Source organism: Micromonospora sp. NPDC000442 (genome assembly GCF_042898635.1).
Lineage (GTDB): Bacteria > Actinomycetota > Actinomycetes > Mycobacteriales > Micromonosporaceae > Micromonospora.
The window spans coordinates 388,170-407,130 of record NZ_JBIAYZ010000002.1 but is presented as its reverse complement, the minus strand read 5'-3'; the positions used below and the strand labels follow the sequence as shown (position 1 = coordinate 407,130).

The following is an 18,961-nucleotide window of genomic DNA, read 5'->3' as shown; positions in this document are numbered from 1 at the left end:
CGGTGGTCTGCCGCGGGCGGTCGGTCAGGGTGGCCGTCAGGCGTGCAGGGTGCGACTGGGCGGAAATCCGTAGGTGGCGTGGTAGCGCGCGGTGAACCGGCTGTGGCTGAGGAAACCCCAACGCGAGGCGATCGCCGAGACGGTCTCCTGGCGCGGGTCGGCCTGCATCAGATCGCGGTGGGCGCGGTCGAGCCGGACCCGGCGCAGGTGCGCCATCGGGGTGGTGTCGAGGTGTCGGCGGAATGCCAGTTGCAGGGTCCGCAACGAGACCTGGGCGGCGGCGGCGATGTCGGCCGCACCGATGTCGCGGTCGGCGTACTCCTCGATGAACGCCGTGGCCCGGCGCAGCGTGGCGGTGGTCGCGGCGCGCCGGTCGGTGGCGGAGGGCCAGCCCGCGGTGGTGTTGGGGAAGACCGCCAGGGCCGAGGCGGCCAGCATCCGGGCCGCGTTGGCGATGACCAGGGGCTCGCGGTACGCGTACGGATTGCTCAGCACGACGTGGTTGAGATAGCTGGTGGTGTGCCGCCACAGCCCCGCCAGGGCCGGTGAGGCGGGGGTCAGCCCGGTGAACTGGACGGTGCTCGCCCGGCCGGCGGAGGCTGTTCCGGTCACCCGGTCCAGGACGGAGAGGCTGAGCAGGCAGGTGGTGACCCTGCCCGGTAACCAGCGCAGCGAGCAGGGCAGGTCGGGAAGCGTGACCAGGAAGATGTCGCCCGGCCCGAACCGGCCGTACGCTCCGCAGGTGCGGTCGATGCGCCCGTTGACGACCTCGCAGATCACCAGCGCGGCGGCCGGCTCGACATCGATATCGAGCCGGGTCGACTGATCCGATGCCTCCAACCAGAACGAGCCCGCGTCCACCCGATGGTGGCGGAACCGGTAGCGGACGCCGCCGGCCGGGCGGACGGAGACCTTCCCGCGATAGGCGCGCGCCAGGAAGTCGTGGATCGTCTCCGGGTCGCGGCTGTCGAACCGGTGGGTGGTCGGAACCTTCGTCTTCACTACGTCTCCATCGACCTGGACGGAGGGCGCTTCGGCACGCCGGGACGGCACCCGGCGAGACGTGGTGGATCCGGAAGCGGTAGGACATGCGGAGCCAGGATTCCCATCGATGGTATCCACAAAGGAAGGACTCCCATGAAGTTTTCGTGGCGCATCCGTCGCGCCGGTGGATCTCGCTCGTTGTCGATGTCAGGGGAGTTTTCGTTTTTGGGCTAATCGGTACGGTCCGGCGTGCGCGCACCGGGCTAGCCGACAACCCTCCGTGGCCATGATCATGCGAAGGGTGTCGAACGAGGGGTAGCTGATCGACCAACGGGTGAAGGGGTGGGGTGTTGGAGACCAAGGATCCGACTGACATCGTCCGACTCGCGACGGCTGAGGCACTCCGGCGGATCGCCGGTGAGACAGACCTGACCGGCATCGTGGGATCCCGCATGTCCGACCTGGGCGGCGGCCTGCGGGACGTGCTGCGCTGCGCCCTGGTGGCGCAGCGGGTGGCGGCACCGACGCGACTGATCGCGCTCTGCCGCGACCTCACCCTCGGGCCGGACGCCTTCGACCTGCTGGGTCATCACCTGCTGGGTGCCCTGGTCGGCTATCGCCCGGGGCCGGACGCACTGGTCCGGGTGGGCGGGGCGCTCGGACTGGCGCGGCGGGAACTGTTCAGGCATCGGCATCCCGCGCCGGGCGATCCACATCGGGCCCCCGCCCGGGTCGGCCGACGCAACAGCGCCGCCGTCCGTTACCGCTCTGCCAAGCCGCCGGAGCACCTGCCCTCGCCGCCGAGCTGGACCTGCACCGGCTGCGGGCAGGAGTGGCCGTGCGCGGTCAAGCAGAGCCAACTGCTCGCGGAGTTCGGCGGGGCCCGCGCCGCGCTCGCGGTCTACCTGGGCTCGTGTCTGCTCGCCGCAGCCCGGGATCTACCCGGGCTGCCGCTGGCCCGGGCGCGCAACCGCTTCCTCGGCTGGCTGCCCCGCCGGCCGTTCTGACCGGCCCGGCGGGCGCACCCTTCGTCCGGTGGTCTCGGTCTCACGCGAGACCGAGACCCCGGACCCATGGGTGTCATCGGCTGCCGTCCCGGCCGACCCGATATCGATCGAACCTCGCCGGTGCGGAGGAAGGTCACTTCTGGAGCGCGAAGAAAGACTCGACCAACCAGACCTTTCGTCGTTTCCACCGGTGGCACCGGTGTGGCAAGCAGGTCGGGTCGTGGAGTGTCCGCCACCGGACGGTCGGGGGCGCTGGGTCGCTCTTGTCGCCGCTTCGGGCCGGATCTAGCATCGTCGATAATTCCGCGGGAGGAATTTCGGCCGAACGCTGTCCCCCTTTGTCGTGCCAATCGAGAAATGGATGGCTCATGCCTTCGATGCTTGAAATCGCCATGCATCTCTTTCTGCAAATGGCCGTGATCCTGGCCGTCTATCGGCTGATTTGGCCGCTGTTCCGCAGGTTGGGGCAGGTGCAGGTGGTCGCCATCATGGTCGCCGGGTTCCTGCTGGGGCCCTCACTGTTCGGGCTGTTGTGGCCAGCGGCACAACAATGGATGTTTCCCCTGACTTTGCAGGTCGGTGGTGAAACCATGCCGCACCCCTCGCTGACCGCCATTTACGTCATCGGGCAACTCGGCCTCGTCGTCTACATGTTTCTGGTCGGCTGCTCGTTCGATCTGGCTATTCTCCGGGGGCACGTCCGGCAGGCCGGGGCCACCGCCTCGGCCGGGCTCGGCGTGCCGTTGCTGCTCGGTGGCGTGCTCGGCTGGTGGTTGACCGTCCACAGTGACGAGTACTTCACCGCCCGAGTCGCACCCTGGCAGGGGGCACTGTTCATCGCCTCGGCCATCGCCATCACCGCGTTTCCCATGCTGGCGTGGATCGTGTACGACTCGGGCCTGCTGCGCACCCGGCTCGGCACGATGGCCCTGGCCTGTGCGGCCTCGGACGATGCGTGTGCCTGGATTCTGCTGGCGATCGTGGTGGCCACCGCCTCCGGCGGGTTCGCCGGGGGCGGTGTGGCCCTCGGGGGTGGGCTGGCGTTCCTGCTGTTCATGATCCTCGTGGGTCGGCCCCTGCTGCGCCGAGTCGAGGGCTGGGCGGAGCGGCGACGTAACGCCGGTGAGACGGCGGCACTGCCGGTGGGGCCGCTGACCGTCACGCTGACGGTGGTTCTCCTCGCCGCCTGGTTCACCGACTACGTCGGCATCTACTCGGTCTTCGGTGCCTTCGTCGCGGGCACGGTCATGCCGCGTGGGCGCTTCGTCGACGCGCTCCGGGAACGAGCCGAGCCGCTCGCCGCGTACCTGCTGCTACCGGCCTTCTTCATCTACTCCGGACTGAACACCAAGCTCAGCCTCATCTTCGAGCCTTCCGTGCTGCTGGTGGCCGCCGTGGTGCTGGTGGCCTCCTTCGTCGGCAAGTTCGGTGCCGTCGGCCTCGCGGCCCACTGGCAGGGCATGACCTGGCGGGAGGCCGGGTCGATGGGCGCACTGGCCAACGCCCGTGGGCTGATGGAGCTGATCCTGCTCAACATCGGGCTCTCCGCCGGCCTGGTGAGCCAGCAGCTCTACACGGTGCTGGCCATCATGGCCATCGTGACCACCTTCGCCGCGACTCCGCTACACCGGATGTTCGAGTGGGGCGCGCGGCGCAAGGGCCTTGTCTACGGCCCCTCCGGGCTGGTGCCGGATCCGACCGCGCGGGAACCGGAACTGGTGGCGGGCCGGTCCTGAGCGCAGTGGGCCGCCCGCCCCGAGCCCTCGGGGTTGGGCGGCCCATCGTCCGTTGACCGACGGATCGGGCTCAGTTCGCTGCGGGTTCCGGTGCCCGGTCGGCCTCGGTCGATCCGGGTGCCGGCGTTTCCTCCGCCTCGGACTGCTGGTGCGCGGCCTGACCGGCGAACCAGTCGATGCCGCCCGGCCCACCGGCCGCCACCGCCGCCGCCGCGCGAGCCACCGGATCCACCGCCGGGCGTGCACCGTGCTCCGGGCCGCCGCCGGGTCCGCCCGGCTGTGGATCGCCCGGCCTGCCGGTCGCGGCGCCGTTACGGTCCCGGCCCGCCGGATCGGCACCGTCGGTGACCGTCCGCTCCGGATCCGACCCGGCTCGCTCGACGTCCACCTCCCCAGCGGCGGCCGCGGCCTCGGCCTGACCGCCGGCCGCCGAGGTCGCACCGCCGGCCGTCGAGGTCCCCTCGCCACCGCCCGCCGTGGCCGCGTCGCCAGCGGTCCGGGAAACCCCGAGTCGGGCGGCCACCATCGGGTACTCGGCGGTCTCGCCGCCACCCGCCGCGGCGGCCATCACCGCCGCGGCCGCCAGATCGGCGACCCGCTTGGCCTCCCGCTGCACCCGGGCCCGGGTCTCCTTGGCGTGCCGTTCGGCGGCCTCGGCCGCCCGGCGCACCTCGTCCAGCCGCTGGCGCTCCGCCACGAGTTCGTGGCTGGTCTCCTCCAGCAACTGCCGCAGCCGGGTCAGCTCGGCCTCGGTGGCGTCCTTGGCGCGGCGAGCCTCGTCGAGCTGCTGCTCGGCATCGTCCAACTGCTCGTGCAACTGGGCGAGGGCCTGACGCTGCTCCCCGACCTCAAGCTGGACGGCGTGCAGCTGTTCCTCGGCTGCCGCGGCCTGCTCGTCGCTGAGCTCGCGCACCTCGGCCGCCTGCTCGTCGGCGCGCTTGCGGATCTCCGCCGAGTACTGCTGGGCGTCGGCGATCATCGAGCTGACCCGCTGCTCGGCGGCGGTGCGCTGCGCGGCCAGCTCACGCTCGACGGCGGCCCGCTGCTCGGCCAGGTCCTCCTCGGCAGTGGCCCGCCGCTCGGCCAGTTCCTCCTCGACCGTGGCCCGCCACTGCGCCAGCTCCTGCTGGCTCTTCGACCGGGCCGCCTGGATCTCCTGGTGGATCTGGGTACGCGCCGAGGTGGTCAGCGCCTCCGCCGCCGAGCGGGCCTGCTCGACCTGCTGGCGGCACTGCTCGCCGATCCGCTGCGCCTCCTGCTGCGCACGCTCGTGCGCGGCCTCCCCGTCGGCGCGCAGCTTGTCGGCCCGCTCGCGGGTCTCGGCCAGTTCCGCGTCGGCCGCCGCCCGCAACTCCTCGTACGTCTTCTCGTGCTCCGCCCGTCGGCCGGCCAGCTCCTCCTCGAGGTCGGCCAGTGCCTTGACGGTGCGTTCCCGCGCGTTGGCGAGCGTCTTCTCCGCCTCCGCCTGGAGCTTGGTGGCCCGCTGGGTGTGCGTGTCGATGATTGCCGCAGCCTGCTTTTCGGCCAGGTCCAGGATCTGACCGACCATCGGGCCCACGTCCTGGAAGGTGGCCTTGTCCACTTGCGCCGGTCGCTGCCGCAGCTCGGCCATCTCGCTCTGCACCGCCTGGAGCTTTCCGCTCAGCTCCCGTACGTGCGCGGTGGCCCGGTCCCGTTCTGCCGAGATGGCGGCGAGTCGGCCGTCCATCTGCTCGACATAGCGCTCGACCTGCCGTTTGTCGAACCCGCGCAGGGCGACCTCGAAATTCGGCCGCGAGGCCAGGTCGTCGCGGACTGCGAACGGCTCCTCGCCGATGGACATGCCCCATCCTCCGTAGGATCGAAGAGCGCCACGCCGGCGGGCCGGCGGTGGATGACGCGCAACGTTACCGCTGCTCCGACTGCTCTGTCGTCCCACCCCGGTACGGATTTCGGGCTGCCTGACGGGTGGCCCGGCATCGGCGTCCCGCCCGATCGCAGGTGACTGCTCGTCCGGGTTCGCGCCAGGGAACCGGTCGGCGACGCGGCGTGCCGTATCGACCCTGTTCACCAGCGCCGAGAGGGGACGGGTGGGGTCGATGAAAGTGAGACAGACCCGCGTCTTGACAGGTACTTAGGTTAGGTTAGCCTAACCGCATGTCGAGCGGACTGATGTCGAAAGACGCCGAACAGAGCCTACGGGGTGTCGACCTGCGCCTGGGCTACCACGGCACCACGGTGGTGCACGGCGCCGCGATCACCCTGCGTCCCGGCACGGTGACCGCGCTCGTCGGTCCCAACGGCAGCGGCAAGTCCACCCTGCTGCGGGCGTTGGCCCGGCTGCATCCGCTCGACAGCGGCAGTGTGCTCTTCGCCGACGGCATCGCCGCCGCGGGTCTGCCCGCCAAGGAGTACGCCCGCCGGGTGACCCTGCTCGCCCAGAGCAGGCCGATCCCCAACGGCGTCACCGTCCGCGACGTCGTCGGCTACGGCCGCCACCCCTACCGGGGCCGCTGGCGCGCGGATGACCCGGACGGCCCGGCCGCCATCGCCCGCGCGATGGAGGTCACCGGCGTCACCGCGATGGCCGGCCGGCCGGTGGACGAACTCTCCGGTGGCGAACTCCAGCGGGTCTGGCTGGCCACCTGCCTGGCCCAGGACACCCCGGTGCTGCTGCTCGACGAACCCACCACCTTCCTCGATCTGCGCTACCAGGTCGGGATTCTCGATCTGATGCGTGACCTCGCCGACGACCACGGGGTCGCGGTCGGCGTCGTGCTGCACGACCTCAACCAGGCCGCCGCGGTGGCCGACGAGGTGGTCCTGCTGCACGGTGGCCGGGTCCGCGCCACCGGCACCCCGGCCGAGGTCTTCACCGAACACGACCTGACCGAGACCTACGGCATCCGGATCGAGGTCAGCATCGACCCGCTCAGCGGGCTGGTGACGACCCGACCCGTGGGCCGACACCTGGCCCGAATCCCGGTCTGAGCACAGACCGTTCACGACACCCACCCGAGAAAGAACATCATGTCCCGTACCCGTGTAACCGCCCTGGTGGCCGCCGCCACCGCGGTGCTGCTGGCCGCCTGCGGCACCACCGAGAACACCACCGAGCCCGCCGCCACCACTCCCGCCGCCAGCGGCCCGGTCACCGTCACCGACAGCCGGGGCAAGGAGGTCAAGCTCGACGCCCCCGCGACCAAGGTGGTCGGTCTCGAATGGGGCGAGGTCGAGATGCTGGTCAGCCTCGGCGTCATGCCGGTCGGCGTCGCCGACCCCAAGGGGTACGCGACCTGGGTCAGCGCCGCCAAGCTCGACGCGGGCGTCAAGGACGTGGGCACGCGCGGTGAGCCGAGCATCGACTCCATCGTGGCGCTGCAACCCGACCTCGTGGTCATGGAGGACGACCGCGGCGCCAACGTGATCACGCAGTTGGAGAAGTACGTCCCGGTCATCGTGACCAAGGGCAGCGACGCCGCGGACAACCTCGGCCGGATGCGGGCCGACCTGAACATGATCGCCACGGCGGTCGGCAAGACCGCCGAGGCCGAGAAGCTGCTCGCCGACTTCGACGCCGCCATCGCCGACGGCAAGAAGAAGATCGCCGACGCCGGTGCCGCCGGCAAGCCGTTCGCCATCGCCGACGGCTGGAAGGAAGGCAGCACGGTAAGCATCCGGATGTTCGGCGAGGGCGCCCTGGTCTCCCAGATCGGCATCCAGCTCGGCCTCACCAACGCCTGGACCGGCGAGACGGACCCGGCCTGGGGCCTGGGCCAGACCGACGTCGAGGGCCTGACCGTGCTCAAGAGCCCGGACCTGCACTTCTTCTACAACGCCTCGGACGGCACCGACGTCTTCGCCGACGGGCTGAACAGCAACGCCATCTGGAAGTCGCTGCCCTTCGTGAAGCAGGGCAACCTGCACCGGATGCCCGACGGCATCTGGACCTTCGGCGGGCCGCTCTCCGGCAAGCAGTACATCGACCAGCTCGTCAACACCTACGCGGTGTGACCATGCTGTCCGCGCCCTCGCGTCCGGAGCCGGCTGTCCAGCCGGCTCCGGCCGGGCGCCCCTCGGTTCCGCGCGTCGCCGGGATCTTCGTCGCCGCTGCCGTGCTGCTGCTGGTGGTCGTGGCGGTGCACCTCACCCAGGGCACCTCCGCCGTGGGTGCGCTCGACCTGCTCCGCCTGCTGACCGGCGGGGACGACGAGACCGCCCGGGTACTCGTCGCGTCCCGGTTGCCCCGGCTGCTCGCCGGGCTGACCATCGGTGTGGCCCTCGGCTTCGCCGGCGCGGCACTTCAGTCGATCGCCCGCAACCCCCTCGCGTCCCCGGACACCCTCGCCGTCAACGCCGGCGCACACCTGGCCATCGTCTCGGTCGCCGCGTTCGGCGTCGCACTGCCCGCGCTGCCCGCCGGTGGTCTGGCCTTCTGCGGTGGCCTCGCCGCCGCCGGCCTGGTGATGGCGATGTCCTCCGGCGGCCAGGCCGGCACCACCCGGCTGATCCTCGCCGGCTCGGCCACCGCGCTGGCGCTCAGCTCGGTGACCATGCTGCTGCTCCTGTTGTTCGAGCAGGCCACCATCGGCCTGTTCGCGTGGGGCAACGGCTCCCTGGTGCAGAGCGACCTCGACACGCTCACCCAACTCGCCCCGGTGATCGTGGCCGCCGTCGCGGCGTTGATGCTGTTCGGCCACCGCCTCGACATCCTCGCCCTCGGCGACGACACCGCCACCGTGCTCGGCATCGACGTACGCCGGACCCGGCTGATCGTCACCGTGCTGGCCGTGCTGCTGTCCGCCGCGGCGGTCACCCTCACCGGCCCGGTCGGCTTCGTCGGCCTCTGCGCGCCGGTGATCGTCCGGCTGCTCGGTCCGCTGGTGCCCGGAGTCCATCGGCACCGGATCCTGCTGCCGCTGTCCGGCATGGCCGGCGTCATCATCGTCCTCGGCTCCGACGTGCTGCTGCGGGCCCTGATGGGTGGTCAGGCCGGCGTCGACATTCCCACCGGCGTGGTGACCACCCTGTTCGGCGCGGGAATCCTGATCTGGCTGGCCCGCCGGCACCGCGACGCAGGCCCCACCCGCCGCCCGACCGGCGGGCACGCCGCCGTACGCTCCGCGGGCTTCCACCGCACCGTGGTGGCGGTCGCCGCCACGGTCACCGCCGGGGCGGTGCTGCTCGGCATGCTCGCCGGGGACACCTGGCTGCTGCTCGGCGACATCGTCAACTGGATCAACGGCAGCACCGGGCCGGCGTACACCTTCGTGCTCGATCAGCGGTGGCCGCGGGTCGCCGCCGCGATGCTGGCCGGCGCGGCCCTGGCGGTCGCCGGCACCACCGTGCAGGCGGTCTGCCGCAATCCGCTGGCCGAGCCCGGCATTCTCGGCATCACCGCCGGCGCTGGACTGGGCGCGGTCTCGCTGCTCACCTTCGTACCGCTGGCCGGTGTCTGGGCCGTCTCCGGGGTCGCCGGGCTCGGCGCCATGCTGGCCTTCGCGCTCGTGTACGGCGCGGCCTGGCGTGGCGGCCTCAGCTCCGACCGGTTGGTCCTGATCGGCTTCGGTGCCTGGCAGGGCGGCATGGCCATGATCACCTTCATGATCGTCGCCTTTGATCCCTGGAACACCGGCAAGGCCCTCACCTGGCTCTCCGGCTCCACCTACGGCCGAACCGCGACCCAGGTGCTGCCGGTGGCGATAGCCCTGCTGGTGCTCACCCCGGCCGTGGTGGCCGCCCGGCGCGAGCTGGACCTGATGACACTCGACGACGACACCCCACGGGTACTCGGCGTCCGGCTGGAACGCACCCGACTGATCGCGCTCGGCGCGGCGGCCCTGCTCACCTCGACAGCGGTCTCCGCCGTCGGCGTGATCGGCTTCGTCGGCCTGGTCGCACCGCACGCGGCCCGGGCCCTCGTCGGCGGCCGGCACACCCGGGTGCTCCCGGTCGCCGCCCTCCTCGGCGCGGCCCTGGTCAGTCTCGCCGACACCCTTGGCCGCACCGTGATCGCCCCGGCCCAGATCCCCGCCGGGCTGGTCACCGCCATGATCGGCACCCCCTACTTCGTCTGGTTGCTGTGGCGTTCACGCGCCGCCGCCCCACCCCGGTAAGCGCACCGAACCGACCCGGAGAGGCACCATGACCCACACCCTGCCCGTCGCACCCTGGCGACTGTTCGCCGTCGAGGTCCGCGCGGTACGTCGGCTCAGCCCGTCCTTCGTCCGGGTCACCTTCACCGGTCCCGACCTGGACCGCTTCGCCGACAACGGCTACGACCAGCGGATCAAGCTGGCGTTGCCGCTGCCCGGCCAGGCCAGCGTCCACCTCCCGCAGGGGCCGGACTGGTACGCGCGGTGGCGGACCCTGCCGGATCACGAACGCAATCCGATCCGTACGTACACGGTGCGCGCGGTCCGGCCGTACCTGGGCGAGGTCGACGTCGACCTGGTGCTGCACGGCGACGGCGGACCAGCCACTCGGTGGGCCCGCCGGGTCCGCCCCGGTGACGAGATCGCCATCGTGGGCCCCGACTCGGCGTACGGCGGCGACCACGGCGGGGTCGAGTTCCGGCCCCCGTCGACCGGGTGCCTGCTGCTGGCCGGGGACGAGACGGCGGTGCCGGCGATCAGTGGCATCTGCGAACGGCTACCGCTGGACGCGCGCGGCCGGGTGCTGCTGGAGGTCCCCGAGGCCGGTGACGCGTTGCCGCTGATCACACCGCCGGGTGTCGAGGTGACCTGGCTGCCCCGGGGCGCCGGTGGATACGGCAGCCGCCTCGTTGCCGCGGTCGCCGCAGCCGCCGGCGACCTGCTGGCCAGCGCCCCGGTCAACGGGAGCGGGCCGACCCCGCAACCGGTCGACGAGGTGGACGTGGACCACGAGATCCTCTGGGAGGTGCCCGACGCACTCCCGACGGCCCCGCTCTACGCCTGGCTGGCCGGAGAGGCCGGAGTCATCCGTATCCTCCGCCGACACCTGGTCGCCGAGCGCGGCCTGGACCGCCGCGCCGTCGCCTTCATGGGCTACTGGCGCCACGGCCGCCCCGACCCCTCCTGACCCACCCACCCCACCCACCCCACCCCCGCCCACCCCACCCTCGCCCACCCCACCCTCGCCCACCCCGTTGATCATGAGGTTAGCGGCAGTTTTGGAGATCAACACCGCCGCTAACCTCATGATCAACCGGGCGAGGTGGGGTGGGTGGGGGTGGGGGGGTGGGTAGTGGGGGGGTGGCTAGGGGAGGGGGTGGGAGATGTTGCGGGCGTGGTCGGTGAGGGCGGCGGAGACGACTGTGGCCTCCAGGGGGAGCACTTCGAGGCAGCGGCGTACGGCGGTGGCCATCAGGGCGTTCGGCACCCGCATGGACAGGGTGCAGTGCGGTACCCACCGGCCCGGCCGGTAGTGCTCCACCAACGTCACCCCGCCCGCGACCAGCAGGTCGTGCACCCGCCGGTGGTGCGCCAGCAGTTCCGGGGTGGGTACCGGACCCAGCCAGAGCACCCGGCCGACGAACTGGCCGGCGTGCTGGAACGACAGCCGCAGCGGTGCCGCCACCGTGGTGCCGGCCAGCGCCGCCGTGACCTGCTCCGGGTCGAAGCGCGGCGCGACCGCGAGTGAGACGTGTGGCCGGTGCCGCTGCTCCAGCAGGGAGCGCATGCTCTGCACCCCCTCGGCCTCCAGGGCGTCCCACAGCACCCGGATCCGCCGGGTGGCGACGGTGTCCAGGTACAGCTCCAACGCGGCGACCACATGATCATTCTAGGGGGACGCCTCGCCCGGGCAGCTCACGGCACGATGACGGCCCGACCTTCCAGACTGCCGTCCTGCATCATCCGGTACGCGCTCATCGCCTCGTCCAGGCCGAACGTGGTGGTCTTCGGTCGCACCAGCCCGCGCGCACCCAGGTCGAGCACCTCAAGCAGTTCCGGGCGGCTGCCCCAGTAGGTGGTCTGGATGCTGACCTCGTACGGCACGGAGAAGAAGCCGACCGACAGGGAGCCGCCGCCGAGCCCGACGACGGTCAGGTCACCCACGGTGCGGGCGGCGGCGACGCCCAGCTTCAGCGTGGCGTCGGCGCCGACGAAGTCGAGCACCACGTCGGCGCCCCGGCCGCCGGTGACCCTGCGGATCTCCTCGGCGGTGCCTTCGGCCGAGCGCATCGTCAGGTCGGCACCGCACTCCTCGGCGAGCCGCAGCGCCTCCTCCCGGGTGTCCACCGCGACGACCCGGGCCGCGGTGGTCGCCTTGAGGATCTGCACGCCGACGTGCCCGAGCCCACCGACACCGATCACCAGCGCGGTGCTGCCGGGTGGCAGCTTCGGCCAGGACCGGCGAATCGCGTGGTACGGGGTGAGCCCCGCGTCGGTCAACGGCGCGGCGTCGACCGGATCGAGCCCCTCGGGCAGCGGCAGCACGTGCCGGGCATCCGGCACCAACTCGTATTCGGCCATTCCGCCGTCCAGACCGAGGCCACCACCTCCACCCGGCACCGGCGCGGCGGTCGGGTTCTCGCAGTAGTTGTCGACACCGACCCGGCAACGGGCGCAGCGACCGCAGCCCCACGGGCCGTAGACCGCCACCGGCTGGCCCACCTCCAACCCGGTGACCCCGGAGCCGAGCCGGTGCACCCAGCCCGCGTTCTCGTGACCGAGCGTGAACGGCGGATTCCAGGGCAGACCACCGGCTTCGAAGTCGTGCATCAGGTGCAGGTCGGAGTGGCACGCACCGGCGGCCCCGATCCGCACCACCACCTGGCCCGGGCCGGGTGTCGGTTCGTCGACCTCGACCAGTTCGGGCTCGGTCTTCCAGGCGGGTAGCCGCAGTGCACGCATCCCTGTCTCCCGTCCTCGTGACGCCTGCCCGGGGGCTCCCCGACGGAACCCGACTCAAACCACCTCCGCCGACCTCGTGCCCTCCGCCCCCTCCGCCGTCGGTGCCACAGCGCCGGGCGGTGCCGACCCGGCAGGACCAGGCGGTGCCGACCCGGTGTAGAGGGTCACCGCACCGGTGAGCCCGTCCGGCGGATCGGGCCGACCCCGGCGAGCCCGCCAGACCGCGTACCCGGCGACCAGACCCACCGCGAGGTTGCTCTGGATGGAGAAGTACGGCAGCAGTCCGGTCACCGTGGCCGGGCCGAGCGCGGTGAGCACCACACCGGCCAGCACACTGATCACGATCGTCAGGCGGAGCACCACCGCCACGGATCGACGCCGCAAGGTCATCGCGGCACGTTACCAACGGGTCGGCCCGGCGGTCACCGCCCAGCGGTTGCCGATCCGCCCGTTCGGCGGTCCACTGAATTACATGGGTGTCATCAAGGTGGGCACGTCCTCGTGGGCGGACCGGACGCTTGTGCGTTCCGGCTGGTACCCGCGCCAGGTGAACACCCCGGCCGGTCGGCTGGGCCACTACGCCGGCCGGTTCGGGTTGGTCGAGGTGGACACGTCGTACTACGCGGTGCCCGCACCGGAGACGGTGCAGGGCTGGGTCGACGCCACACCCGACGGGTTCACCTTCAACGTCAAGGCGTTCAGCCTCTTCACCGGTCACCCGACCCCGGTCGCCACCCTGCCCGCCGACCTCCGCCCTACCGGCGGGCCGGCTCGGATCCGGCGGCGTGACCTGCCGGCGGCCGCGTACGACGAGCTGTGGAGCCGGTTTCGGACGGCGCTGACGCCGATCGCGGCGGCCGACCGGCTCGGTGCGGTGCTGTTGCAGTTTCCGCCGTGGCTGGCCCGTGGGGAGGCGGCCCGCCGACGGATCGCGGAGCTGGCGTCGCGCTGCCGGCCGTGGCGGGTCGCCGTCGAGCTGCGGCACGCCTCCTGGTTCGACGGGACGGCGGCGCTGGAGACGCTGGCCTTCCTGCGCGCGCAGGAGCTGACCTTCTGCTGCGTGGACATGCCGCAGGGGCATCCGGACTCGGTGCCGCCGATCCCGGTCGCCACCGCCGATCTGGCGATGATCCGGTTCCACGGCCACAGCAGCGCCTGGACCAGTGGCGACAAGGAGAACCGGTTCCGGTACGCCTACGGCGACGAGGAACTGCGCCGCTGGTCCGAGCTGCTGGTCGACCTCGCCGGGCAGGCCGACGAGTTGCACGTGCTGTTCAACAACTGCTGCGCCGGTCAGGCCCAACGCGACGCGGAACGGCTGGCCGGCCTGCTCGACGAGGCCGCCCGGCGGGCCGTACGGTCCTGACCGGACGCCGTGGTGGCGCTCAGCCGCGCCAGGTTCCCTCCGGGTGCATCCCGGTCGCCTCCTCCAGCGCGTTGTCCGGCAGGTCTCCGTCGGCCTCGTCGTCGGGGAAGCTGCGCCGCGACGGCGCCGGGTCCGGCGGCGCACCGGGCCCGGCCACCGGTGCACGGGTCGGCTCCACCGAGCCGAACCCGTGCCGCCCGGCGGGCCGGTCCGTCGGATCACCGGCGACGGTGCCGGCCGCGCGTCGTTCACCACGCCGTCCCTCGGGCACGGCGGTCTCCTCGCTGCCCTCGTCCATCGGGGAGTGCTCACCGGCACCCCACGGCGGATCCGCGTCGAAGCCGTCGGTGGTCCCCCAGGGCGCGACACCCTCGGGTGCCCGGTCCTGCCTGTCCCTGTCCGTCATGGCCACCTCGCTGATCGGTGCCCGGTCGCCGGCCTACGTGACGCCGACGCTCGGCAGATGGGTGCGCTGGCGTTCGTGCAGTCCCGCCGTCAGCGGCCGGACATCGTCATCTGCCGGATCGCCTTGGCCGCCGCCATCCCGCCGGCACCCTTGCCCATCGTCTTCGACGTGTGCCCCAGGCCACCCACGCGGCCGAGCATGCCGCGCAGGACCTGCCCCGGCTTCTGCTGCTCACCCATGTAGGCGGTGACCACGATCAGGGCGCCGGTCAGCGCCGGAATCGCCCATTGCAGCATCTTCAACTGGCGCTGGCAGGACGCCACGTTCGCCGGTGTCTGCTGGTTCGGCTCGGTGATCCCCTCGACGGACGGCTGGCCGGCCTTTGCCAGTCGCATGCCGAGTAGTCGGCTGTACCCGGTCACCGCCAGGGCGCCGACGGTCAGTGCGGTCTTCACGGTGCTGGCCCGGCCGACGCCGGCCTGGGCGGCCATGCGTGGACTCTCGGTCACCAGCTCGCCGACCGCCCCGGCGAGGTGGGCGCCGATGGCCGCCGCGTTGACCGGCGTCCACCGGTTCCAACCGGTGGACGCCACCGGAAGTCGTTGGGTCGAGTCGCCGATCCGGGCCGCGGCTCCGTTGACGCCGAAGGCACCCATCAGGGAGCCGCCGAACCAGGCCGCCAGGCCCAGGTCGTGCATCGAACGCAGTGCGGTGTGGTTGTCAGACATCTGGTCCCCTTCCGCCGTGTCGGGCGCAGCGGCTTACCCACCTTCGGTGGGGCTAATCGCCGTGACTCGGGCGACGCGCCCGCGACGGTCCGGCGTTCAGCGTCGGGCGAGTCGGGTCTCCGATTCGACCCGGGTCAGCTTCTCCGGGTTGCGGACGTAGTAGAGGCCGCCGATGCCCGCCTTCCCGACCCGGACCGCCATCACGCCGTCGAGCTCACCATCCAGATGTACGACGAGGGCCGGGCTGCCGTTGAGCAACGTGACCGCCGCGGTCAGCCGGCCCGGCACCTTGCCGAGACCACCGACGATCATGCGGGCCACCTTGTCCGCGCCGATGATCTGGTTCGGTACGGCCTGCCGCACGCCGCCGCCGTCGGCGACCAGGACGACCTCGGGGGCGAGCACGTCGAGCAGCGCCTGGAGATCGCCGGTCTCCACGGCGCGCTGGAACGACTCCAGCGCTGCCCGGGTCTCGCCGGGGGAGACCACGTCGCGCGGACGGCGGGCGTTGACGTGCTGGCGGGCCCGGTGCGCGATCTGCCGCACGGCCGCGGGGCTGCGGCCGACCGCGGCGGCGATCTCGTCGTAGCTGACGTCGAACGCGTCGCGCAGCACGAACACGGCCCGTTCGGTCGGCGACAACGTCTCAAGGACGAGCATCAACGCCATCGAGACGCTCTCGGCGAGTTCGACGTCCTCGGCCACGTCCGGCGCGGTGAGCAGCGGCTCGGGCAGCCACGACCCCACGTAGGCCTCCTTGCGGCGGCGCATCGTGCGCAGCCGGTTGAGGGCCTGCCGGGTGGTGATCCGGACCAGGTAGGCACGCTGGTCGCGGACCCGTCCCAGGTCGACGTCGATCCACCGCAGCCAGGTCTCCTGAAGGACGTCCTCGGCGTCGGCGGCCGACCCGAGCAGCTCGTACGCGACGGTGAACAGCAGGTTGCGGTGGGCGACGAAGGTCGCGGTCGCCGGTTCGGTGGCGCGATCACTCACTGTCTCGACCTCTCCTCCGTGCGGGTTACGGTACGTCCACGGCGCGGTCCGATCGGACCGCGCCGTCGACCGCCGGTCTACGCACGCTCCGCGTGGACGGAGCCGTGCGGGGCCCGGCCCGTAGCACCTGGCGGCGCTTGTCATCCTTGAACGGCCAGCGGTACGAGCCGGGTTCGCGTGCCTCGTGCGCCAGCTCCTTGAGCACCGACCTGATGGCGTACTCCTTGATGGTCGCGGCGAGCCGTCCGCCGAGGTAGAACCGGTTCGCGGTGTCGTCTCGGGAGGCGATCTGCGCGGTGGCGGCCCGACGGCCCAGCCCGATGCACTGGCCGAAGAACCCGATGTTGATCGGCTCGGGTGGTTCACCGGCGATCCGGCGGAGCACCGTGTCGGCGGCGTGCGCGCCGAGCGGACGTGCGGACTGGCAGCTCATCCGCAGTGGCCGGTCCGACGGCGCCGCCGCGTCACCGGCGGCGACGACGTGTACGTCGTCCACGCTGGTCAGCGTCTCGTCGGTGCGCAGGCGACCCAGTGCGTCGGTGCTCAGCCCGCTGCGCGCGGCCAGGTCAGGCACGCCGAAGCCGGCTGCCCAGACGGTCACCGTGCTGACGAGTTCCCGGCCGTCACCGAGCCGCACGGCGTCCGGCGTCACCGCCGTCACCTTCGTGCCGGCGCCGTCGAGCACGGTCACCCCGAGCCTGGCCAGCCGGCGGGCGATCGACCGTCGGCCCCGGGGATGCAGGTAAGGCCCGAGCACCCCACCGCAGACCAGGGTGACCGTACGACCCGCCTCCGCCAACTCGGCGGCGGTCTCGATACCGGTCGCACCGGCGCCCACCACCGTCACCGAGGCCGTCGGCGGCGCGGCGGCGATCACCCTCCCCAGCCGCTGTGCATCCTCCAGGGTGGCGACCGAGTGGGCGTGTTCGGCCGCCCCGGGCACCTCCGGCTCGACGCTGCCGCTGCCCACCGCATAGATCAGGTAGTCGTAGTCGATTGTCCCACCGGACCAGGTCGTGATCCGGTGGCCCGCCGCGTCGATGCTGGTCGCGGCATCGACCTCGAGCCGGACGCGGTCGGCCAGTATGTCCCGGTAGTCGACGACCGCCTCGGCGGACCCGCCCGCCACCTGGTGCAGTCGCAGCCGCTCGACGAAATTCCGCCGCGGGTTCACCAGCGTCACCTGCACGTCGGCGCGCCGGGTCAGGCGGTTGGCGGCCATGACACCGGCGTACCCGCCGCCGATGACGACCACCTTCGTGTGCTGGGTCATGGTGTCTCCTTCGCGTCAGGGTCCGGCCGCAAGACACCGCAGCCCTGGCCGCTGTGCCGCCGAGTGGCGTAGGTCACATTTACCTCGGGTGGGTCGCCGGGCGGCGGTGGTCGACCGCCGCCGGTAGGTCCCCACCCGATCGCATTGACCGGTCCCATTAGGCTCGCCGCATGGCGCACCCGGCACCCGAAACGGGCTCGGAACACCAACTCGTGTGGGCCCCCGGCGAGGTGATGGCCCGCATCGAGCAGGAGGTACGCCCGCAGCCGAGCCTGCCGGGCAGGATCGCGCTGGCGGCGCCAACCGCCTTCGTCCTCACCTGGCCACCGAGCTTCGTCGTGTTCGCGCTGGCCACCCTCGTCGCGCCGTCGGTGACCGACGAGGCCGGTGTCGGGCGGGTCGCCCTCTGGGCCCTGCAGTTCGCCGGTCTGACCGCGGTCGCGGCGGCGGTCGGCGCGGCTCTGCGGCGATCCGGCGAGCCCGACATGAACCTGTCGCCGGGACGGATCGTGGTGCGGATCGCGGGTCATGCGCTGGTCACCGTGGTGTGCGCCGGGGTGGTGCTGGCCGTGGCCGGGCTCTCCGTGGGCCAGTACGCGACGCTGACGGCCGTGCTGGTGGTGGTGCTGCACCTGCTGCCGATGACCGTGGCCCGGCTGCTGTTCCGGCTTCGCCGACGCGGTTCGGCCGGCCCGTCGGCTTAGGCACTGCCCTGCCGACAGTCAAGATCGACTAGGCGGGCCGAGCGGCTGTCGGGGAGCCCGCGTGGAGTCCCGACCGGCCGCTCGGCGGGTCAGCGTGCGGGCAGGGTGGTGACGAAATCGGCCACCCGTGCGGCCAGCGGGCCGGCGGCGCGTACCCAGGTGAAGTGGTCCAGGTCGGTGCCCGGTGCGCCGTAGCGCTCACGCTCGACCGGAGCTGCGGTCAGCTTGGCGCAGAGCCGGTCCAGCGTGGGATGCGGGGTGTACTGGTCGCCGTCGACGCTGATCGCCAGCACCGGGGTGCGGATCCGGCGTACCGCCGCCTCGGTGTCCATCCCGTCCAGCTCGGGAAAGCGTCCGGTGCGAGCGGTGTGCGCCCAGTCGCGGATCACCCCGCGTGCCTGCCGACCACCGAAGCCCCATCCGGGCCAGACGCCGAGCAACCGGGCGGTGGCCGCGATGCCCTGGGTGTACGGCAGTACCCCGTACCGTCGGGGGCCGGCGAAGTCACGCCAGTAGGGGATGCCGACCGCGATCAGGGCCAGCCCGTCCACCTCGTGCTCGCCGTGCAGGGCCAGGTGCAGCACGGCGGCCTGGCCGCCGAGGGAGTGCCCAAGCAACAGGGTCCGCCGGCCGTCCAGCCGGGGCTTGAGCGCCGCCCGTACCGCCCCGATGTCGGCGGCCAGGTCGGCGTAGCCGTACCGGCAGGTCCGGCTCGGCCTTGGAGTGCTCTCGCCGGTTCCGCGCAAGTCCGCCACGACCACGGCGAGGCCGGCGGCGCGCAGCGCGGCGGCGAACGGTCGGTAGTAACGGGCCCGGACCCCCATCGCGGGCGCGATCACCACCACCGGGGCGTCGGTCACACCGTCGGGCTCCGGGTAGACCTGGATGCCGAGCCGGGCACCGTCGACCTGGACGAACTCCTGCTGGTACTCCACCGCGTTCACGACC

At 72.2% G+C, this 18,961-nt stretch carries 18 protein-coding genes; 8 read left to right on the top strand and 10 right to left on the bottom strand.

Features of this window, described 5'->3' with window-relative positions; all coding sequences use genetic code 11:
* Window positions 1–36 precede the first annotated feature (36 nt).
* Entirely contained in the window at window positions 37–1,002 is a 966-nt protein-coding gene (locus ACFY2A_RS04550; protein WP_387168347.1) for a helix-turn-helix transcriptional regulator, read from the bottom strand.
* Window positions 1,003–1,436: 434 nt separating this feature from the next.
* On the opposite strand from ACFY2A_RS04550, the gene ACFY2A_RS04545 reads away from it, so the two are divergent.
* Window positions 1,437–1,991, top strand: coding sequence for a hypothetical protein (locus tag ACFY2A_RS04545; RefSeq protein WP_387168343.1), 555 nt, complete (start codon window positions 1,437–1,439; stop codon window positions 1,989–1,991).
* Window positions 1,992–2,359: 368 nt separating this feature from the next.
* The gene (locus ACFY2A_RS04540; RefSeq protein WP_387168340.1) at window positions 2,360–3,727 is read left to right on the top strand and encodes a cation:proton antiporter; all 1,368 of its coding nucleotides are present in this window, start codon (window positions 2,360–2,362) and stop codon (window positions 3,725–3,727) included.
* Window positions 3,728–3,797: 70 nt separating this feature from the next.
* On the opposite strand, the gene ACFY2A_RS04535 is transcribed toward ACFY2A_RS04540, so the two are convergent.
* Window positions 3,798–5,549, bottom strand: a complete 1,752-nt coding sequence (locus ACFY2A_RS04535) for a hypothetical protein (protein WP_387168337.1) — start codon at window positions 5,547–5,549, stop codon at window positions 3,798–3,800.
* A 314-nt stretch (window positions 5,550–5,863) separates the two neighbouring features.
* Between ACFY2A_RS04535 and ACFY2A_RS04530 the strand changes: the two genes are divergently transcribed.
* Genes ACFY2A_RS04530 through ACFY2A_RS04515 form a run of 4 tightly spaced genes read left to right on the top strand, consistent with a single transcriptional unit; the run spans window position 5,864 to window position 10,768 of the window.
* Complete coding sequence (locus tag ACFY2A_RS04530) at window positions 5,864–6,697, top strand: ABC transporter ATP-binding protein (protein ID WP_363919205.1); 834 nt, start codon at window positions 5,864–5,866, stop codon at window positions 6,695–6,697.
* 39 nt (window positions 6,698–6,736) lie between these two features.
* Window positions 6,737–7,720, top strand: coding sequence for an ABC transporter substrate-binding protein (locus ACFY2A_RS04525; RefSeq protein ID WP_387168333.1), 984 nt, complete (start codon window positions 6,737–6,739; stop codon window positions 7,718–7,720).
* 5 nt (window positions 7,721–7,725) lie between these two features.
* Window positions 7,726–9,822 (top strand): iron ABC transporter permease, encoded by a 2,097-nt coding sequence (locus tag ACFY2A_RS04520; RefSeq protein ID WP_387168581.1) that lies wholly within the window; start codon window positions 7,726–7,728, stop codon window positions 9,820–9,822.
* A 28-nt stretch (window positions 9,823–9,850) separates the two neighbouring features.
* Window positions 9,851–10,768 (top strand): siderophore-interacting protein, encoded by a 918-nt coding sequence (locus ACFY2A_RS04515; protein ID WP_387168330.1) that lies wholly within the window; start codon window positions 9,851–9,853, stop codon window positions 10,766–10,768.
* Between the two features lie 177 nt (window positions 10,769–10,945).
* Here the strand turns inward: ACFY2A_RS04515 and ACFY2A_RS04510 are convergent, their stop codons facing one another.
* Genes ACFY2A_RS04510 through ACFY2A_RS04500 form a run of 3 tightly spaced genes read right to left on the bottom strand, consistent with a single transcriptional unit; the run spans window position 10,946 to window position 12,933 of the window.
* Window positions 10,946–11,461, bottom strand: a complete 516-nt coding sequence (locus tag ACFY2A_RS04510; protein WP_363919199.1) for a 2'-5' RNA ligase family protein — start codon at window positions 11,459–11,461, stop codon at window positions 10,946–10,948.
* A 35-nt stretch (window positions 11,462–11,496) separates the two neighbouring features.
* Window positions 11,497–12,543 (bottom strand): NAD(P)-dependent alcohol dehydrogenase, encoded by a 1,047-nt coding sequence (locus ACFY2A_RS04505; RefSeq protein ID WP_387168327.1) that lies wholly within the window; start codon window positions 12,541–12,543, stop codon window positions 11,497–11,499.
* 54 nt (window positions 12,544–12,597) lie between these two features.
* Complete coding sequence (locus tag ACFY2A_RS04500; RefSeq protein ID WP_387168324.1) at window positions 12,598–12,933, bottom strand: hypothetical protein; 336 nt, start codon at window positions 12,931–12,933, stop codon at window positions 12,598–12,600.
* Between the two features lie 82 nt (window positions 12,934–13,015).
* Between ACFY2A_RS04500 and ACFY2A_RS04495 the strand changes: the two genes are divergently transcribed.
* Window positions 13,016–13,909 (top strand): DUF72 domain-containing protein, encoded by an 894-nt coding sequence (locus ACFY2A_RS04495; RefSeq protein WP_387168321.1) that lies wholly within the window; start codon window positions 13,016–13,018, stop codon window positions 13,907–13,909.
* 19 nt (window positions 13,910–13,928) lie between these two features.
* Here the strand turns inward: ACFY2A_RS04495 and ACFY2A_RS04490 are convergent, their stop codons facing one another.
* The 4 genes from ACFY2A_RS04490 to ACFY2A_RS04475 form a co-directional block, all read right to left on the bottom strand.
* Entirely contained in the window at window positions 13,929–14,315 is a 387-nt protein-coding gene (locus ACFY2A_RS04490) for a hypothetical protein (protein ID WP_363919191.1), read from the bottom strand.
* An 89-nt stretch (window positions 14,316–14,404) separates the two neighbouring features.
* Complete coding sequence (locus ACFY2A_RS04485) at window positions 14,405–15,043, bottom strand: hypothetical protein (protein ID WP_387168317.1); 639 nt, start codon at window positions 15,041–15,043, stop codon at window positions 14,405–14,407.
* A 96-nt stretch (window positions 15,044–15,139) separates the two neighbouring features.
* Entirely contained in the window at window positions 15,140–16,036 is an 897-nt protein-coding gene (locus ACFY2A_RS04480; protein WP_387168314.1) for an RNA polymerase sigma-70 factor, read from the bottom strand.
* Between the two features lie 25 nt (window positions 16,037–16,061).
* Window positions 16,062–17,309, bottom strand: a complete 1,248-nt coding sequence (locus ACFY2A_RS04475; protein WP_387168311.1) for an NAD(P)/FAD-dependent oxidoreductase — start codon at window positions 17,307–17,309, stop codon at window positions 16,062–16,064.
* Between the two features lie 170 nt (window positions 17,310–17,479).
* Here ACFY2A_RS04475 and ACFY2A_RS04470 point away from each other — a divergent pair, with 170 nt between their 5' ends.
* The gene (locus tag ACFY2A_RS04470) at window positions 17,480–18,013 is read left to right on the top strand and encodes a hypothetical protein (RefSeq protein ID WP_363919183.1); all 534 of its coding nucleotides are present in this window, start codon (window positions 17,480–17,482) and stop codon (window positions 18,011–18,013) included.
* A gap of 89 nt (window positions 18,014–18,102) precedes the next feature.
* Here the strand turns inward: ACFY2A_RS04470 and ACFY2A_RS04465 are convergent, their stop codons facing one another.
* A complete protein-coding gene (locus tag ACFY2A_RS04465; protein ID WP_363919181.1) occupies window positions 18,103–18,957 on the bottom strand; it encodes an alpha/beta fold hydrolase in 855 nt (284 codons plus the stop codon).
* Window positions 18,958–18,961 lie beyond the last annotated feature (4 nt).

Coding starts and splice junctions, on each gene's coding strand:
- ACFY2A_RS04545 (WP_387168343.1), top strand. CDS start 1,437: ATGTCCGACCTGGGCGGCGGCCTGCGGGACGTGCTGCGCTGCGCCCTG.
- ACFY2A_RS04540 (WP_387168340.1), top strand. CDS start 2,360: ATGCCTTCGATGCTTGAAATCGCCATGCATCTCTTTCTGCAAATGGCC.
- ACFY2A_RS04535 (WP_387168337.1), bottom strand. CDS start 5,549: ATGTCCATCGGCGAGGAGCCGTTCGCAGTCCGCGACGACCTGGCCTCG.
- ACFY2A_RS04530 (WP_363919205.1), top strand. CDS start 5,864: ATGTCGAGCGGACTGATGTCGAAAGACGCCGAACAGAGCCTACGGGGT.
- ACFY2A_RS04525 (WP_387168333.1), top strand. CDS start 6,737: ATGTCCCGTACCCGTGTAACCGCCCTGGTGGCCGCCGCCACCGCGGTG.
- ACFY2A_RS04515 (WP_387168330.1), top strand. CDS start 9,851: ATGACCCACACCCTGCCCGTCGCACCCTGGCGACTGTTCGCCGTCGAG.
- ACFY2A_RS04505 (WP_387168327.1), bottom strand. CDS start 12,543: ATGCGTGCACTGCGGCTACCCGCCTGGAAGACCGAGCCCGAACTGGTC.
- ACFY2A_RS04500 (WP_387168324.1), bottom strand. CDS start 12,933: ATGACCTTGCGGCGTCGATCCGTGGCGGTGGTGCTCCGCCTGACGATC.
- ACFY2A_RS04495 (WP_387168321.1), top strand. CDS start 13,016: ATGGGTGTCATCAAGGTGGGCACGTCCTCGTGGGCGGACCGGACGCTT.
- ACFY2A_RS04490 (WP_363919191.1), bottom strand. CDS start 14,315: ATGACGGACAGGGACAGGCAGGACCGGGCACCCGAGGGTGTCGCGCCC.
- ACFY2A_RS04485 (WP_387168317.1), bottom strand. CDS start 15,043: ATGTCTGACAACCACACCGCACTGCGTTCGATGCACGACCTGGGCCTG.
- ACFY2A_RS04475 (WP_387168311.1), bottom strand. CDS start 17,309: ATGACCCAGCACACGAAGGTGGTCGTCATCGGCGGCGGGTACGCCGGT.
- ACFY2A_RS04470 (WP_363919183.1), top strand. CDS start 17,480: ATGGCGCACCCGGCACCCGAAACGGGCTCGGAACACCAACTCGTGTGG.